Here is a 14,660-nt window from a genome sequence, read left to right on the forward strand (position 1 = left end):
CACTATTATTTGCGAGGTGGTATATTATTATTCGTTGCCGCTAAACAAGGCGCTGACGAAAAAAAAGAAATTTAAAAAGTTATTGACTTCAAGAGATTGATAAGATAAAATAATAAAGTCGCTTGAACGAAAGACAAAATGATCTTTGAAAACTAAACAAGACAAAACGTACCTGTTAATTCAAAGTTTTAAATAAATCGCACAGCGATGTGCGTAGTCAGTCAAACTACTTTATCGGAGAGTTNTGGCTCGAGTCCCGACAGGGTCGGGGCGACGCCTGTCTGGAGCATGCGACCGAGGCCATCCGACTGTGCACCCAACGGGGCATCCGCATGGGCGAGGCGTGGTGCCTCTACGCCGTTGGCGACCTCGAGCTCGCGGAGGGCGACCCCCGAGCCGCCACGAAGACGTTCCTCGACCTCTCGCGACGGCTCGGCGAATGGGGCATCGCCGACCCCGATCTCTCCCCCGGCGCGGAACTGGTGGATGCCCTGCTCCGCCTCGGCCGCCCCGCCGACGCGGAGGCCGAGGCCCGGCGGTACGCGGCCGCAGCGCGCACGAAGGGTCGACCCTGGTCCGTCGCGCGGGCGCACCGGGCGTTGGGAACCGTGGCAGACCATGGGTCCTTCGACGCTCACTTCGAGGCGGCCATCGAACGTCATGCGGACACCCGTGACCTCTTCGAGGCTGCGCGGACCCACCTCGCGTACGGCGGCCGGCTCCGGCGCGCGGGACGCCGCGTCGATGCCCGCGCACACCTGCGTACCGCGCTCGAGTCCTTCGACGACCTCGGGGCCGACCCGTGGGCCCGGACCACCGCGGCCGAGCTGGAGGCGACAGGTGAGAAGGTGGCGCGACGGGAGGCGTCAGGAGCGGCGTCCCTGACACCGCAGGAGCTGCAGGTGTCGCTGCTCCTCGCCGAGGGCCGCACCACTCGTGAGACCGCGGCCTCGCTCTTCCTCAGCCCGAAGACCGTCGAATACCACCTGAGGAAGGTCTACACGAAGCTGGACATCCACTCCCGTGCCGAGCTCGCCGAAATGCTCCTCGGCTCATGAGGGTCACACCTCGCCCTGCGGGGCCTCGACGACGGCCATGGTGCAGCGAGACGCAGGAGTCGAGACCATCGGTCATGTCGACCTCACAGCCTGTCCGCGTCGAGGACCGCGCGGGCGAAGTCGTCCGGCGCCTCCTGGGGGACGTTGTGCCCGATTCCCGGGAAGGTGCGGTGCTCGTACGGACCGGTGAAGTGGTGGCGGTAGCCCGCTCCGTCGCCGGCCGGGGTGAAGGGATCGGCGGCCGGGTCGATGGTGATCGTCGGCACCGCGATCGGTGGGGCCGCCTCGAGCTTGCGCTCCAGGGCGTCGTAGCGGCGCGCGCCGTCGGCGAGGCCGAGGCGCCAGCGGTAGTTGTGGAGCACGACGTCCACGTAGTCGGGGTTGCCGAACGCCGCTGCCGTGCGAGCGAATGTCGCCTCGTCGAACTCCCAGGTCGGAGAGTTGAACCGCCACACGAGTCTCGCCAGGTCGGTGCCGATCCTCGGGTCGGCGAGGCCCTTCGCGCCGCGCTCGGTGGAGAAGTAGTACTGGTACCACCAGGCCCATTCCGAGGCCGCAGCGATCGGGGCGCGCTGGGCCTCGCGGTTCGTGATCAGGTAACCGGTCACCGACACCAGTGCCTTGACGCGCCGTGGCCAGATCGCGGCGATGATGTCGCCGGTCCGCGAGCCCCAGTCGTAACCGGCGATCACGGCCCTTTCGATCCGCAAGGCGTCCATGAAGTCCGTGATGTCGAGGGCGATCCGGGACTGCTGTGCGTTGCGGAAGGTGTCGGGTGAGCGGAAGGTCGTCGTGCCGAAGCCCCGGAAGTACGGCACCAGAGCTCGGTAGCCCTGCTTCGCCAGGATCGGCGCCACCTCGGCATAGCTGTGGATGTCGTAGGGCCAGCCGTGCAGCAGGATCACCGGCTGACCGTCGCGGGGCCCGAGGTCGACATAACCGACGCTCAGCTCTCCGGCGTCGACCTGGAGGACGTCGTCGAAGGACGTGCTCGCTCGTCCGGGGCGTACCGGTCGGGCAGCCGCCCCCGCCCCTGTCGCTGCCAGCGCCGCCGTCGAAGTCGCGGCCAGGCCCACCGCCTTGGCAAAGGTCCTGCGGTTCATCATGGTCATTCCACCTTCTTCGCTCAGGTCAGGATGTGGTCACACCTGGAACGGGTTCGGGCCGTCGAACCAGCCCAGGGCTGCGTACGCGTCACGGATGAGTGCCTGGGCGGCCCGGGCGAGCGCGTCGCTCGGCTCGGGCCGCCACTCGGCCTCAGGCGACGCGGGCGAAGAAGTCGACGTCGACATTGCCGGTGATCGCCTTCGAGTACGGGCAGATCTGGTGGGCACGCTTGGCCAGCGTGCCGATGGTCTCCTCGTCCAGCCCGCCGACGACGATCTCCAGCTCGGCGCTGAGAAAGAACTCAGCGGTCGGGTCGGTCGTCTCGGCGTGGTTGAGGGTGACGTTCGCGGTCACCTGGATGCTGTCGAACCGGATCCGCTCCTCGGCGGCCGCCCGGCGGAACGCGCCCATGAAGCAGGCGGACCAGCCCGCGGCGAAGAGCTGCTCGGGGTTGGTGGCGCCGCCCGCACCGCCGAGCTCCTTCGGAATGGCCAGGCCCAGATCGATGAGGCCGTCGGGGGACGCGAGGTGGCCGCCGTTGCGCCCCTCGCCGGTCGCGGTCACGGTGCCGGTGTAGTTCGCCATGTCACTTCTCCTTGTGGTTCTGGGTGGGTGTTGCTCGGTGATGTGACGACTTTCGCCGGGGACTCACGGGCCCTGCGCCAGGGAGACCCACTGGTCGGCTCCCTGGCCGACCCGGGAGAATGAACGTGCTCCACTGGTGATGACCGACTCGAGGTGTCGATTGAAGATGGGGATGCCCCTCACGGGGCGGCGGGCCGAGCAGGAGGCATTGGACCGGCTGGTCCGCGGGGTCCGAGCGGGCGAGAGCCGAGTGCTCGTCCTGCGCGGCGAGGCCGGCACCGGCAAGACCGCACTGCTCGACTACCTCGCCGACCGGGCCGGTGGCCGGGTGATCCGAGCCGCTGGTGTCGAGCCCGAGTCGGAGATCGCCTACGCCGGCCTGCAGCAGCTCTGCGCTCCCCTGCTGGACCATCTGGACCGGCTCGCCGAGCCACAGCGTCAGGCACTCTCCACCGCCTTCGGCCTCAGCGCCGGCGATCCCCCGGAGGCCCTCGTGGTCGGGCTCGCGGTGCTCGGGCTGCTGGCGGAGGCCGCGATCGACGAGCCGCTGGTGTGCGTCGTGGACGACGTGCAGTGGCTCGACCGGATGTCGGAGGTGATCCTCACCTTCGTCGCCCGCAGGCTCGATGCGGAGTCGGTCGCGCTCGTCTTCGGCGTTCGCAGTCCCGACGACGAACAGCTGCTGCCTGACCTTCCGGAGCTGCGGATCGAGGGCTTGCCCGATGCCGACGCCCGCGTCCTGCTCGAGTCCGTGCTGCCCGGACCCGTCGACGCGCGGGTCCGGGACCAGATCGTCTCGGAGACCCGCGGCAACCCGCTCGCGCTGCTCGAGCTGCCACGTGGGCTCACCCCAGCGGAGCTGGCGTTCGGGTTCGACGGCCAGAGCGCCAAGCCGGTGGCCAGCCGCGTCGAGCAGGGCTTCCAACGGCGCATCGCCACACTCCCCGAACAGACCCGTACGCTGCTGCTCACCGCCGCGGTCGAGCCGGTCGGCGACGTCACCCTCCTGTGGCGCGCGGCCGAGCGACTCGGCCTCGACCTGGACGCCGCCGCGCCAGCCGAGGCCGCCGACCTGATCTCGATCGGGNACCTCGCTGACCTCGCGGCGCAGGTTGGTCTCGTCGATCGGGAACCGCTGCTCCTTCTGCCGGTCGAGTGCCGCCTTCACCAACCCGGCGAAGAGCGGGTGCGGGCGGGTCGGCCGCGAGCGGAGCTCGGGGTGGGCCTGGGTGGAGACGTAGTAGGGGTGTACGTCGCGGGGCAGCTCGACGAACTCGACGAGCTGGTTGTCCGGCGAGAGGCCGGAGAAGACCAGGCCGGCGTCCTCCAGCTGGTCGCGGTAGGCGTTGTTGACCTCGTAGCGGTGGCGGTGACGCTCCTCGATGGAGGTCTCGCCGTAGACCTCGGCCGCGATCGAGCCCTTCTTGAGCTCGGCCGGGTAGAGACCCAGGCGCATGGTGCCACCGAGGTCGCCCGCGCCCTCGACGTACGCCTTCTGCTCCTCCATCGTCGCGATGACGGGCTCGGGGGTCTCGGCGTCGAACTCGGTGGAGTCGGCCTTCTCCAGGCCGAGCACGTTGCGGGCGTACTCGATGACCATGCACTGCAGGCCCAGGCACAGGCCGAGCGTGGGGATCTGGTGGGCGCGGGTGTAGCTCAGCGCGCCGAGCTTGCCCTCCAGACCGCGGATGCCGAAGCCACCCGGGACGCAGACGGCGTCGACGTCGTGGAGGTTCTTGGCGGCGCCCTCGGGGGTCTCGCACTCGTCGGAGGGGATCCAGCGGATGTTGACCTTGGCCTCGTTGGCGAAACCGCCGGCGCGCAGCGCCTCGCCGACGCTCAGATAGGCGTCGGGCAGGTCGATGTACTTGCCGACCAGGCCGATGGTGAGCTCTTCCTTGGGGTGGTGCACCCGGCGGAGCAGGTCCTCCCACAGCGCCCAGTCGACGTCGCGGAAGGGCAGGTCGAGCTTGCGTACGACATAGGCGTCCAGGCCCTCGCGGTGGAGCACCTTCGGGATGTCGTAGATGCTCGGGGCGTCGGCGGCGGTCACCACGGCGTCCTCGTCGACGTCGCACATGAGCGCGATCTTGCGCTTGATGCCCTCGGGCAGCTCACGGTCGGCGCGGCACACGATGGCGTCGGGCTGGATGCCGATCTGGCGCAGCGCCATCACCGAGTGCTGCGTCGGCTTCGTCTTGAGCTCCTTGGACGGGCCGATGTAAGGCACCAGGGAGACGTGCACGAAGAAGACGTTGTCGCGGCCGAGGCGCTGGCGCACCTGGCGGGCGGCCTCGAGGAACGGCAGCGACTCGATGTCGCCGACGGTGCCGCCGATCTCGGTGATCACCACGTCGATCTCGGGGCCGTGCATGGCCAGGACCCGCTCGGAGATCTCGTCGGTGATGTGCGGGATCACCTGGACGGTCTCGCCGAGGTAGTCGCCGCGGCGCTCCTTGGCGATCACGTTGGAGTAGACCTGCCCGGTGGTCACGTTGGCGTGGCCGACCAGGTCGGTGTCGAGGAACCGCTCGTAGTGGCCGATGTCGAGATCGGTCTCGGCACCGTCGTTGGTCACGAAGACCTCACCGTGCTGGAACGGGTTCATGGTGCCGGGGTCCACGTTGAGGTACGGGTCCAGCTTCTGCATGGTCACGCTCAGACCACGCGAACGGAGAAGACGGCCGAGGGACGATGCCGTCAGGCCCTTTCCCAATGAGGAGGCGACGCCCCCGGTAACGAAAATGTGCTTGGTCAAGCTCGCCGACTTCATGGGCCTCAATCCTATCAACGCTTCAGCAGGCCACCGAAACCTGACGCACCGAAATCGCCACCTTGTTGACTCATCTGTCGAGCCAGCGCGAGCGGAGCGGCGACCTGACCGGTGGTGGTCTCGATGCCGTCGACCGACGCGAACCAGCCCGGCCAGTCGTTGGCGCGCAGCGTCACGAGGTCCTCGGAGCCCGTGGGTGCCGTCACGACCAGGCCTTTCGTGGTCGCCCCGAGGCCTTCGACCAGACCCTCGACCGCGGTCGTGTCCGCGCTGTCCTCGCCGAGGACGACCAGGACGAGGCCGGCCGGTCCGGTCGGTCGTCCCTGGGCCTTGACCAGGTCGCCGGTGAGCAACGCCACAGCGGCGGTCTTGGCGGGCTGGTCGAACGCCGTCGGCGGGTTCGTGCCGGCGTAGGTCTCCCCGATCACCTGGCCCATCCGCTGGTAGGTCGCCTGTTTCGTGTCGCCCCGGCCCAGCTGCTTGACCAGCTGGGTGGCCAGGCTGTCGACGTACTGCTTGCGGTCGGGGTCCAGCAGATTCGGTCGTACGTCGAGCACCCCCGTGGTCTCGCCGCCGGCCGTCTTGATGTTGCCGGTGAGCGCTGCGACCGTCTTCTGGTCGGCGCCGGGAAGGGTGACGACGGCGACCTTCTGGCCGCTGAGCCTGCCGGGCAGGAGCGCGTCGCCGGCCTCGGCGACGAACTGCGCCTCGGCGCTCTGCTGGGGGTCTTTCGCGGCCTTCGTCTCGCTCTCGCCGGAGGTGGGGCTCGCCGCGGCCCCGTCGCCGGCTCTGTTCGCGATTCCCGTGCCGATCGCGGTGAGGTCGTGGTCGGCGGCCCAGACGCCGGCGGGTACACCGATCGCCAGCGCCGTCACCGCCGCCAGGACCGGAAGGACGAGCCGACGGCTGCGGGGCTCCTTGCGGCGCACCGCCGGAACCGCGGACGCGTCGATCAGCGTCGGTCCGAGGGCGAGGCGGGTCAGGTAGGTGCCGGCCAGGCCCGTGCGCTGGTCCTCGAGGAAGTCGGTCAGCGTGGTGCTCAGCCCGGCCCCGACCACCAAGGAGGGGTGCTGGGCGTAGGCGACCAGGAGGGCGGCGTCCTCGGGGGCGAGTGCGGACTCGAACCGCTTCGGCTGCACGCCGATCCGGTCGAGGAGCTCGGTGGCGTTCTCGCTCGCGGAGGCGCCGGGCGCGAGGACGACCTCGGCGGCGCTGGTGAGCACCTTCGGTTCGGGGTAGCTGTCGGTGTCAGGGCCCAGGACGATCACGGCGTGGCGTACCTGCTTCTTGGTCAGCCTCTTCGCCGCGGGGCCCACCGCGATGATGGCCGGGCGCTGCTCGCGCAGGAAGCCGGAGAGGTCGCCGAGGAGCCGGTCCAGGTCGGGATGGTCGGCGACCACCACGACGGGCCGGCCGGCCAGGGGCGTGTCGAGAGGAGGTACGCCGTTACCGTGCAGCAGCACCTCCTCCTCGCGCTTGAGCAGCTCGCTGCTGTTGTGGGTGAAGAGGTCCAGGTGGGAACTCAGGCCCCGCTTGGCGTCCTCGAGGTCTTTGTCGAGGGCCTCCTGGTCGAGCGCACGGCCCGAGGTCAGCAGCTGCTCGCCATCGAAGATCTCGCCGTCGAGGACCCGGGCCTTCCGCCCGTCCACCAGCTTCTCCAACCCCGCCTCGCCGATCTTGTCGATCAGCTCGATCCCGGCGTCGGCCAGCGTCTGCNGACGGCATAGTCTTTATATTGAAGGCGCATCGGCGCAAGCGAACGGCCTGCGTACAGCTCGCCGAATTCTTTTATCAAGGTGTTGACGGACACACCGTCAGAAATAATATGATGCATATCCGTTAATAAAAGATGACGTTCGTCGGATTCTTTCACGAGAGCCGCACGGAAGAGCGGCGCTTCCTCCAGACAAAACGGCCGGACGAATGCGTCAGCTGACTCGGCCTCATCCAGCTGAAACGGTACGCTGTCATGGATGCGCTGCACCGGTTCACCGTCAGGCCCCGTTTCAAAGGACGTTCTGAGCGACTCATGCCGCTCCACAAGCTGCCGGAACGTCTCCTCCAGCCGGCTGCGGTCAAGCGGGCCCGTCAGTTCCAGCACAGCCGGCATATTGTAGCCGACACCGCCNCATCGTTCTCTTCGCCAGGGTCGTCGAGCTCGTCGCCATGCCGGCCCTCGCCGGGCTGCTGATCGTGGTCGGCGTCAGTACCGTCAAGCCGGCCAAGCTGCTCGCGGTCGGCAAGACCGGGCCGGTGCCGCTGACGGTGATGCTGACGACGCTGGTGCTCACCTTGCTGATGCCTTTGCAGTACGCCGTGCTGGTCGGGGTCGGACTGTCGGTGCTGCTCTTCGTGATCGGCCAGTCCTCACGCCTGGTCACGCGCCGGCTGGTGATGGGCGCTGACGACCGGGTCATCGAGACCAACCCTCCGGGGAGCCTCGGCGAACGCGAGGTCGTGGTGCTCCAGCCGTACGGGCCGATCTTCTTCGCCACCGCCAACTCGCTGCGCTCGCAGATGCCGGACCTGACGCCGGCCTCACGCAGGTCCGTGGTGATCCTGCGGCTGCGCGGCGCTGACGACGCCGGCGCCACGCTGCTCGAGGTGCTGCGGACGTACGCCGCCGGGCTCGGCGACCTCGGCAGCAGGCTGGTGATCGTCACCGACAACGAGCGGCTAGTGCGACAGCTGCAGACCGACGACACGCTCGGCTCGGCCGGCTCGGTCTACCAGGGCACCGCGGTGATCTGGGAGGCCACCCGGGAGGCCTACGAGGATGCCGTCGCCTGGGTGGCGCAGGACGACGAGGAGTTCAGCGACCAGGGGCAGCCGTCGTCCGGGCGCGCCTATCACGACCCGCACGAGGGCGACTGGCCGCCCGACCAGATGGCCCTGTAGACGTTGCCAGAATCCGCTCGTTCACCCCTTTCCGGCGATCACCGACACCCCCTGGAGTACGCACCCTGGGATCGTGACGACCACGGTGGCCCCTGAGCACTCGCGTACGGACTGGCGCGAGCTGATCGCGATCCTGCTGCTGTCCGTGACGGCGATCCTGACGGCCTGGACCGGCTTCCAGGCCAGCAAGTGGAGCGGCGCGATGTCGATCTCCTTCTCGCAGGCATCGACGAACCGGATCGAGGCCGCCCGGTTGGAGTCCACGGCCAACCGCAAGCTGTCGGTCCAGGTCGCCCTGTTCACGCAGTGGCTCGAGGCCTACCAGAGCGGCGACACCGAGCTCACCGAGTTCCTCCAGGCGCGCTTCCCGGAGCCGCTGGCCACGGTCTTCCCGGCGTGGCTCGACGCCCGGCCGCTCAAGGACCCCGACGCGCCCGCCACGCCGTTCGACATGGAGGCGTACGTCATCCCCGAGTCCGTTCAGGCGAGCGAGGCGGACAAGGCAGCCGACCGCAAGTTCCGCCAGGCGCTCCGCAACAACCAGCGCGGCGACAACTACACGGTCCTGACCATCGGCTTCGCCTCCGTGCTCTTCTTCGCAGCCCTCTCCGAGCGCATGCGCCGCCGCAGAGCTCAGTGGGCGCTGCTCTGCATCGGCGGCGTGGGTTTCGTGATTCTGGCGATCATCCTGATGACGTTCCCGAAGTTGATCTGATCCCGGTCACCTGAAATAGGTGATCCTTCGCAGTCTTTCGCCATTTACTTTGTGAAGTATCGCGGGAAGCCCGGACGACTATGCCTGGCTCACCGACGGCGTGGTGGCGCTCATCAGCACACTCCCCCAGCACGGCCCACCACGGCGGCGTGGCATCTGAGCTCTGAATGAGGGGAGGGATTGTGCAGCGCAGCAGGTCGGCGCCCGCTACAAGCTCGACGACAGAAGGACCCGCACCGATGCCGCGCCGTGAGGCTGCGGTGGTGATACCCACATCGAGGGCCGGTGACAGCTCCGCCAGTGCGCCATGGCCTCGTCTCCCGAGGGTCTACGTGCCACGCCGCTCACTGTGGGCCGACCTCGACCGCTCCGCCGATGCCGCGATCACGCTGCTGATCGCGCCCGCCGGCGCCGGCAAGACCCTGGGCGTCGCCGGATGGCTGCGGCAACAGACCGGCGACGGACCTCCCCGCGCACAGCGCTGGGTGGACGCCGACGGCTCGATGACCCCCGATCAGCTCTCCGGCATGCTCGACGAGGCAGCAGGGAGCGCGCCCCCTCGCATCGTCATCGACGACGCACACCTGCTTCGCGCGGCCACCCACCGGATGCTCAACGAGCGGCTCAACGACGATCCCGACTCCATGCGTCTGGTGATGATCAGCCGTTGGGACCTGCCCTTCACCAGGCTGGTGCCGGAGCTGCTGGGCAACTTCTCGGTCGTACGAGGCAATGTGCTGCAGCTGACCGACGCCGAGGCCGAGGCGCTCATCGTCGAGCACGCCCGCACCGATTCAAGGCCCGTCATCGACGCCATCGTCCAGCAGGCCCGCGGCTGGTGCGCCGCGGTCGTCCTCGCGGCCCGGTCGGTCCACGCAAGCTCTCCGGGCCGGGCGGGCGAGGCCGCCTTCGAGGACGGAACCATCGGCCTCGGTGACCGGGTGGCGAGCGAGGTGTTCGCGTCGCTGTCCGCCCGCGCGAGGCACCTGCTGCTGTGCACGTCCGCCGAGACCGTCGTGACGGCGAGGACCGCCGCCCATCTCTCCCAGGACCCGAGCGCCGGAGAGACCCTGACCGATCTGGAGAGCACCGGGCTGCTGGTGACCCGCGCGGTCCCGCTCGTCCCCGACGCCGAGGGCGAGGAGGCCTACCGGATCCACCCGCTGCTCGCCGAGGTCGTACGCCGCCGCCTGGTCGCCGGCGGCGTCGACGTCGCCCGGGCGCAGTCGACCGTGGTGCGTGCTGTCCGGATCGACCGGACGCGCGGCGAGGCGCGGGACGCCCTGCGACGGCTCGAAGCCGTCGGCGCCCACGAGGAGATGGCGGTCGTGCTCGCCGACGACGGCGTCAAGACGGCGATGCGCGGTGACGGCGACCGCCTCGGTCCCTTCGCACGCAACCTCGCCGAGCACGTCGAGACGACCCCGAGGGCCTGGTTCGCGCTCGCGGTCGAGGCATGGCTCGACGGCGACGTACCCGAGGCCGAGCACTGGCTCGACCGCTGTCTGGCCGAGCCGGCGGCGATGTCGGAGGAGGAGCTCGCCTGCATCGGGCTGATGCGGGCACGACTCGGCCTCGAGCCCCTGCGTGCCGCGGCCGACCGGGCGGCCGAGGTGGTCAGGGGCAGGCACGGCGCCGGCGGCGAGGCCGACGTCCTGCCGCAGCTGCTCACCGAGCTCGGCATCACCCAGAGCTGGCTCGGTCAGCTCCTGGAGGCGGAGCAGAGCCTCACCTCGGCCATCGGGCTGGCCCGCACCTGGGACATGCCGGCTGTCGGGGCCGATGCCTCAAGCCACCTGGCGATGACCGAATACATGCTGGGCCGCGAGGCGGCCTGCGGAGAGATCGCAGACGAGGCCGCCACCCTGCTCGAGCGGGCTGACCAAGGTCAGCCGCACGGGGCCCGTAGCGACTTCACCCGCACCCGCACGGCGCTGGCTACAGCCCTGGCGCGCACCGCACGACTCCCCTGGCTCGAGCTGGCGCCCATCCCGGACGCGAAGCTCCATCCCGCAGACCTGTGCACCCGGTTCTGGATGAGGCTCCGGGAGGCACACCTCACCCTGTCCGGCCACTCGGTCGTACGCGCCCGCCAGCTCCTCGGCGAGCCGTTGGACCTGCCCGGGGCCTTCCGGCTGCCGGACCATCTGCAGGTCACTCTGCTTCTTAACCGGGCCGAGCTGGCCGCACTGGCGACCGACCGGCGTTCGCTGAAGTCCATTGAGGCCGAGCTCACCGAACGCGGGATGAACGGCGAGGCGGCCCTGGCCAGAGCGCTGCTCGCCGACCTCGACGGAAACCGGCGACTCGCCGCGGACCACTTCGACACAGCCGCCCAGCAGGCGACCTGGTCCCAGCCGATGACCCGAGGGGTCGCGCTCGTCGGGCGCGCGGAGCTGCTCCACGAGCTGGGAGACGTCGACGCGGCGGCCGAAAGCCTCCAGCAGGTCGCGATCGAGACCGAGGTGCGCCAAAACGCGATCCCGTTCCTCGGCTGGACCCGACAGGGGACGCCCGTGCAGACCATGCTGGGACGGTTCCCCGCACTCCGGCCGCGTCGCTGGGTCAGCCGGATCTCGGCCGGCATCGCGGACATGTCCAGCCTGACGACGTACTTCGACCAGGGCACGCCCCGTCCGACCGAGGCGGTCGACGAGGCGGCCGGGCCGCTCCCGGGCCTGAGCGCCAGGGAGCGGGACGTCCTTCGTGAGCTCGCTCGCGGATCGACGTACGCCGACATCAGCGCCGCGCTCTACGTCTCCGAGAACACGGTGAAGACCCACGTCAGCAGCCTGTACGCCAAGCTCGGCGCCTCACGGCGCAGCGAGGCGCTGGCCGTGGCGCGGAGCCTGAACCTCATCTGAGATCTCCGCGCGGACCCGGCCGAGGCGATCGAGCTCGCTCTCGGCCGGGTTCGAACCTCAGCTCTTGGCCTCGGAACGGAGCCGGAAGGCCATCGCGATGGCGATGATGCCGACGACGATCAGCCAGATGCAGGAGATCACCAGGAGCACGCCCAGCGACACCTCCGGGTTGATGAGGAGCACGGCACCGGCGAGGACCGTGATGACGCCGGCGGCGATGTCCCACATACGTCGCCCAGGGGCCGGCCGGAGGATGGCGCCGATGATGTCGACGACGCCTCCGATGACCCACCAGACTCCGAGCAGGATGGTGACGATGAGCAGCGTCTGGACCGGGTCACGCAGGAAGAGCAGGCCGACGACGATCGCCAGCGCCCCCGAGAATCCGACGACCGCTCGCAGACCGCCCTCCATGGACCTGCCTGCCACCGCGGCGATGAGGCGGAACACTCCGGATACGATGATCTGGATCGCCACGATCACCGCCAGGACGACGAGCGTCTGCTTCGGCCAGACCGCCAGGATGACGCCGAGTGCCGTGGTGACCAGCCCGTAGGCCAGAACCAGACCCCAGTAGTCCCCGAGGCCCTCGAACACGGACCCGGAGCCCACGGGACGGTCCAGGGGCGGTGTGGCTGCGCTCGGATCCTGGCCGGCACCCGAGCCCCGTACGTCGGGGCCCGGGATGTCGGAGCTGGACATGTCAGAGATCGACATCGCTCGACATCAGCTGGGCCAGCGACCAGATGACGAAGATGTAGAGCGCCAGCATCGCGAGCGCCCAGAACGGGTAGTAGGGCATGAAGGCGAACGCGGAGATCGAGCCGATGACCGCGATCACGATGCCGGCGATACGGGCCCACGTCTGTCCGAGGAGCAGGCCGATGCCGACGGCTACCGCGATCGCCCCCAGGACGATGTGGATCCAGCCCCAGGCGGTGAGATCGAACTGGTAGACGTAGTCGACGCCCTTGACGTAGACCGTGTCCTCGGCCACGGCAGCGATGCCGGAGAGGATCTGGAAGATGCCTACCGTCGTGAGGATGGTGCCTGCGAAGATCGCGCCGGAGAAGGCGAAGGCGGTCTTGACAGGAGTGTCGTAGCCTCCGCCTTGTGAAGTGGTGCTCATGATGGGGTACTCCCTGTGGTCGTGAGCGGTTTCTCGTCGACCGCTTCAGTGGACGAGAAGTTAGGCCGCTTCGGCCCCGGCGGGCTCACCCGCAACGGGCGATCCTCCGGCACCGAAGACGTCGCGCAGTGCTGCTTCCTGGCCATCGGTCAGGTCGGTGAAGATCGGGTCTGACGGCAGTCGCCCGCCGAGCGCGTCCCTGACCGAGTCGACGACGCTGTCCGTGGTCAGCACGAACAGGGCCGAGGTCCCGGGCGTAACCCGGTCCCTGACCCTGTTGATGAAGCCGTCGTCGATCCCGACGGCGCTCAGTGCATCCGAGACCAGCCCGGTCGCGGTGCCCAGGGCGGCGCCGAGCAGCGGCACGAAGAAGATGAAGCCGAGCACAAGCCCCCAGAAGGACCCGCCCAACGTTCCCCCGCCCACACCCGTCTCCGGATGCAGCTCGGTCGTCCTCAGCTTCGTGGTGCTCGACGGCCAGGAGAGCGCGGCGGCGTCGTGGAGGTCGATGAGGCCCTGATCAGCCAGCTCCTCCAGCACGTGCATGGTCTCCTCGGCGCCCTCAGGAGTGTCGAACCTCCACACGGTCAGAGTTCCTGTCGACATGTCCTCCCCCGCCTCCTGGTATCCATCAGGCGAGCAGTCGCTGCTTGGCGGCTGCGAACTCCGCGTCGCTGAGGATCCCCTGGCTGTGCAGCTCACCCAGCTTGGCCAGCTGCCCGGTCAGATCGCTCTGCGCCGGCGCCGCCGGAGCGGGCGGCGCAGCAGGCTGTGGGGGCGGCTGGGCCGCGGCGTACTGCTGTTGCTCGTACGCCTGTGCCTCGGCCTGTTCCTGGGCTTTGGCCGCCTGCCGGCGGTTGACGGCGTTCGAGGTGGCGGTGGCGGTGCCGGCGATGACTGCCGTACGTGCGGCGGCACCGATGAGGCCGGGCCGGCCCATGCGTCTGCGCAACATGGCGTTTCTCCTCTCTAGCGGGCGGCGGATGCGAAGGCGACGTCGACGTCCTCGGGCGGCACTCGCAGGAACAGCTCGACCTCGGCACCGACGCTGCGGATCTGCCTGACGGCCTCCCGCGCCCAGATCTGCTCGTAGACGACCGCGAGGCCGGCCTGGCCGGGCTCGAGGGCGGTGGCGAAGGTATTGATGTCGGCGTCGCTCAGCAGGTCGTTGGCGTCGATCTGAAGCCCCGACAGCTCGGCAGGCAGACCTTCGGCCTCTTCCAGGTCGAGGGCCCGGAAACTGCCGCCGGCGTCCTTGGACATCAGCACGCAGTCGATGATCCGGATCACTCCGCTCTCGACCGGCTGCCGCAGCACTGCCGCGAGGTCGCCGAGCCCGACGTCCTCCGGCATCGAAAGGAAGAGGATCTCGACCGGGCCGCGTTCCATCGTGCCTCCCACGTATCGCACGCCTGCCGGACGGCAGGACGATTCCGACGCTAGGACGCGATGCGCCCGAGCTGCTCACCCGCATCGGGTGACCTTCGGACGGGTGACCCGAGGCTCACCCCTTCCGGGCGATCCCGGAACA

General features: G+C 69.0%; 14 protein-coding genes and 2 pseudogenes. 5 read left to right on the top strand and 11 right to left on the bottom strand.

Annotated elements, in window-relative coordinates:
* Nucleotides 1-332: 332 nt before the first annotated feature.
* On the top strand, nucleotides 333-1,058 hold the full coding sequence (locus tag ACFX43_RS08975; RefSeq protein WP_378819648.1) for a LuxR C-terminal-related transcriptional regulator: 726 nt from the start codon (nucleotides 333-335) through the stop codon (nucleotides 1,056-1,058).
* Between the two features lie 83 nt (nucleotides 1,059-1,141).
* Here ACFX43_RS08975 and ACFX43_RS08980 read toward each other — a convergent pair whose 3' ends face one another.
* From ACFX43_RS08980 to ACFX43_RS08990, 3 genes are read right to left on the bottom strand one after another with little or no spacing between them, the layout of a single operon-like run.
* Nucleotides 1,142-2,170: an alpha/beta fold hydrolase gene (locus ACFX43_RS08980; protein WP_378819651.1), complete on the bottom strand. Its 1,029-nt coding sequence runs from the start codon at nucleotides 2,168-2,170 to the stop codon at nucleotides 1,142-1,144.
* A 30-nt stretch (nucleotides 2,171-2,200) separates the two neighbouring features.
* Complete coding sequence (locus tag ACFX43_RS08985) at nucleotides 2,201-2,350, bottom strand: hypothetical protein (RefSeq protein ID WP_378819653.1); 150 nt, start codon at nucleotides 2,348-2,350, stop codon at nucleotides 2,201-2,203.
* Nucleotides 2,316-2,750, bottom strand: a complete 435-nt coding sequence (locus ACFX43_RS08990) for an Ohr family peroxiredoxin (RefSeq protein ID WP_378819656.1) — start codon at nucleotides 2,748-2,750, stop codon at nucleotides 2,316-2,318. The genes ACFX43_RS08985 and ACFX43_RS08990 overlap by 35 nt, the downstream gene beginning before the upstream one ends.
* A 172-nt stretch (nucleotides 2,751-2,922) precedes the next feature.
* On the opposite strand from ACFX43_RS08990, the pseudogene ACFX43_RS08995 reads away from it, so the two are divergent.
* Nucleotides 2,923-3,336: pseudogene (locus ACFX43_RS08995) on the top strand (ATP-binding protein); the annotation flags it as partial.
* Nucleotides 3,337-3,870: 534 nt separating this feature from the next.
* Here ACFX43_RS08995 and ACFX43_RS09000 read toward each other — a convergent pair.
* The 3 genes and pseudogenes from ACFX43_RS09000 to ACFX43_RS09010 form a co-directional block, all read right to left on the bottom strand.
* Nucleotides 3,871-5,523, bottom strand: a pseudogene (locus tag ACFX43_RS09000) (CTP synthase); the annotation flags it as partial.
* 14 nt (nucleotides 5,524-5,537) lie between these two features.
* The gene (steA, locus tag ACFX43_RS09005; RefSeq protein WP_378819659.1) at nucleotides 5,538-7,184 is read right to left on the bottom strand and encodes a putative cytokinetic ring protein SteA; all 1,647 of its coding nucleotides are present in this window, start codon (nucleotides 7,182-7,184) and stop codon (nucleotides 5,538-5,540) included.
* A gap of 23 nt (nucleotides 7,185-7,207) precedes the next feature.
* Entirely contained in the window at nucleotides 7,208-7,633 is a 426-nt protein-coding gene (locus tag ACFX43_RS09010; protein ID WP_378819661.1) for a condensation domain-containing protein, read from the bottom strand.
* A 56-nt stretch (nucleotides 7,634-7,689) separates the two neighbouring features.
* Here ACFX43_RS09010 and ACFX43_RS09015 point away from each other — a divergent pair, with 56 nt between their 5' ends.
* The 3 genes from ACFX43_RS09015 to ACFX43_RS09025 all read left to right on the top strand — a co-directional run bounded on the left by ACFX43_RS09015 (nucleotide 7,690) and on the right by ACFX43_RS09025 (nucleotide 12,000).
* A complete protein-coding gene (locus tag ACFX43_RS09015; protein ID WP_378819663.1) occupies nucleotides 7,690-8,421 on the top strand; it encodes a hypothetical protein in 732 nt (243 codons plus the stop codon).
* Between the two features lie 73 nt (nucleotides 8,422-8,494).
* Nucleotides 8,495-9,136, top strand: coding sequence for a hypothetical protein (locus ACFX43_RS09020; protein ID WP_378819666.1), 642 nt, complete (start codon nucleotides 8,495-8,497; stop codon nucleotides 9,134-9,136).
* A 332-nt stretch (nucleotides 9,137-9,468) separates the two neighbouring features.
* Nucleotides 9,469-12,000 carry a LuxR C-terminal-related transcriptional regulator gene (locus ACFX43_RS09025; RefSeq protein ID WP_378819669.1) on the top strand — a complete coding sequence of 844 codons (2,532 nt, stop codon included), beginning with the start codon at nucleotides 9,469-9,471 and terminating at the stop codon, nucleotides 11,998-12,000.
* A gap of 57 nt (nucleotides 12,001-12,057) precedes the next feature.
* Here ACFX43_RS09025 and ACFX43_RS09030 read toward each other — a convergent pair whose 3' ends face one another.
* Genes ACFX43_RS09030 through ACFX43_RS09050 form a run of 5 tightly spaced genes read right to left on the bottom strand, consistent with a single transcriptional unit; the run spans nucleotide 12,058 to nucleotide 14,518 of the window.
* Complete coding sequence (locus tag ACFX43_RS09030) at nucleotides 12,058-12,702, bottom strand: HdeD family acid-resistance protein (protein ID WP_378819670.1); 645 nt, start codon at nucleotides 12,700-12,702, stop codon at nucleotides 12,058-12,060.
* Between the two features lies 1 nt (nucleotide 12,703).
* Nucleotides 12,704-13,129 (bottom strand): hypothetical protein, encoded by a 426-nt coding sequence (locus ACFX43_RS09035; protein ID WP_378819673.1) that lies wholly within the window; start codon nucleotides 13,127-13,129, stop codon nucleotides 12,704-12,706.
* A 60-nt stretch (nucleotides 13,130-13,189) separates the two neighbouring features.
* Entirely contained in the window at nucleotides 13,190-13,735 is a 546-nt protein-coding gene (locus ACFX43_RS09040; protein WP_378819676.1) for a DUF1269 domain-containing protein, read from the bottom strand.
* Between the two features lie 25 nt (nucleotides 13,736-13,760).
* Nucleotides 13,761-14,084 carry an SHOCT domain-containing protein gene (locus ACFX43_RS09045; RefSeq protein WP_378819679.1) on the bottom strand — a complete coding sequence of 108 codons (324 nt, stop codon included), beginning with the start codon at nucleotides 14,082-14,084 and terminating at the stop codon, nucleotides 13,761-13,763.
* Between the two features lie 14 nt (nucleotides 14,085-14,098).
* Nucleotides 14,099-14,518 (bottom strand): DUF6325 family protein, encoded by a 420-nt coding sequence (locus ACFX43_RS09050; RefSeq protein ID WP_378819681.1) that lies wholly within the window; start codon nucleotides 14,516-14,518, stop codon nucleotides 14,099-14,101.
* Nucleotides 14,519-14,660 lie beyond the last annotated feature (142 nt).

Source organism: Nocardioides sp. YIM B13467, from assembly GCF_042788075.1.
Classification (GTDB): Bacteria; Actinomycetota; Actinomycetes; order Propionibacteriales; family Nocardioidaceae; genus Nocardioides.

Bases quoted from the DNA above. Each gene is read 5' to 3' on its own strand.
- ACFX43_RS09050 (WP_378819681.1), bottom strand. From the start codon at position 14,518: ATGGAACGCGGCCCGGTCGAGATCCTCTTCCTTTCGATGCCGGAGGAC.
- ACFX43_RS09035 (WP_378819673.1), bottom strand. From the start codon at position 13,129: ATGAGCACCACTTCACAAGGCGGAGGCTACGACACTCCTGTCAAGACC.
- ACFX43_RS09040 (WP_378819676.1), bottom strand. From the start codon at position 13,735: ATGTCGACAGGAACTCTGACCGTGTGGAGGTTCGACACTCCTGAGGGC.
- ACFX43_RS08980 (WP_378819651.1), bottom strand. From the start codon at position 2,170: ATGACCATGATGAACCGCAGGACCTTTGCCAAGGCGGTGGGCCTGGCC.
- ACFX43_RS08990 (WP_378819656.1), bottom strand. From the start codon at position 2,750: ATGGCGAACTACACCGGCACCGTGACCGCGACCGGCGAGGGGCGCAAC.
- ACFX43_RS08985 (WP_378819653.1), bottom strand. From the start codon at position 2,350: ATGTCGACGTCGACTTCTTCGCCCGCGTCGCCTGAGGCCGAGTGGCGG.
- ACFX43_RS08975 (WP_378819648.1), top strand. From the start codon at position 333: ATGGGCGAGGCGTGGTGCCTCTACGCCGTTGGCGACCTCGAGCTCGCG.
- ACFX43_RS09030 (WP_378819670.1), bottom strand. From the start codon at position 12,702: ATGTCCAGCTCCGACATCCCGGGCCCCGACGTACGGGGCTCGGGTGCC.
- ACFX43_RS09045 (WP_378819679.1), bottom strand. From the start codon at position 14,084: ATGTTGCGCAGACGCATGGGCCGGCCCGGCCTCATCGGTGCCGCCGCA.
- ACFX43_RS09015 (WP_378819663.1), top strand. From the start codon at position 7,690: ATGCCGGCCCTCGCCGGGCTGCTGATCGTGGTCGGCGTCAGTACCGTC.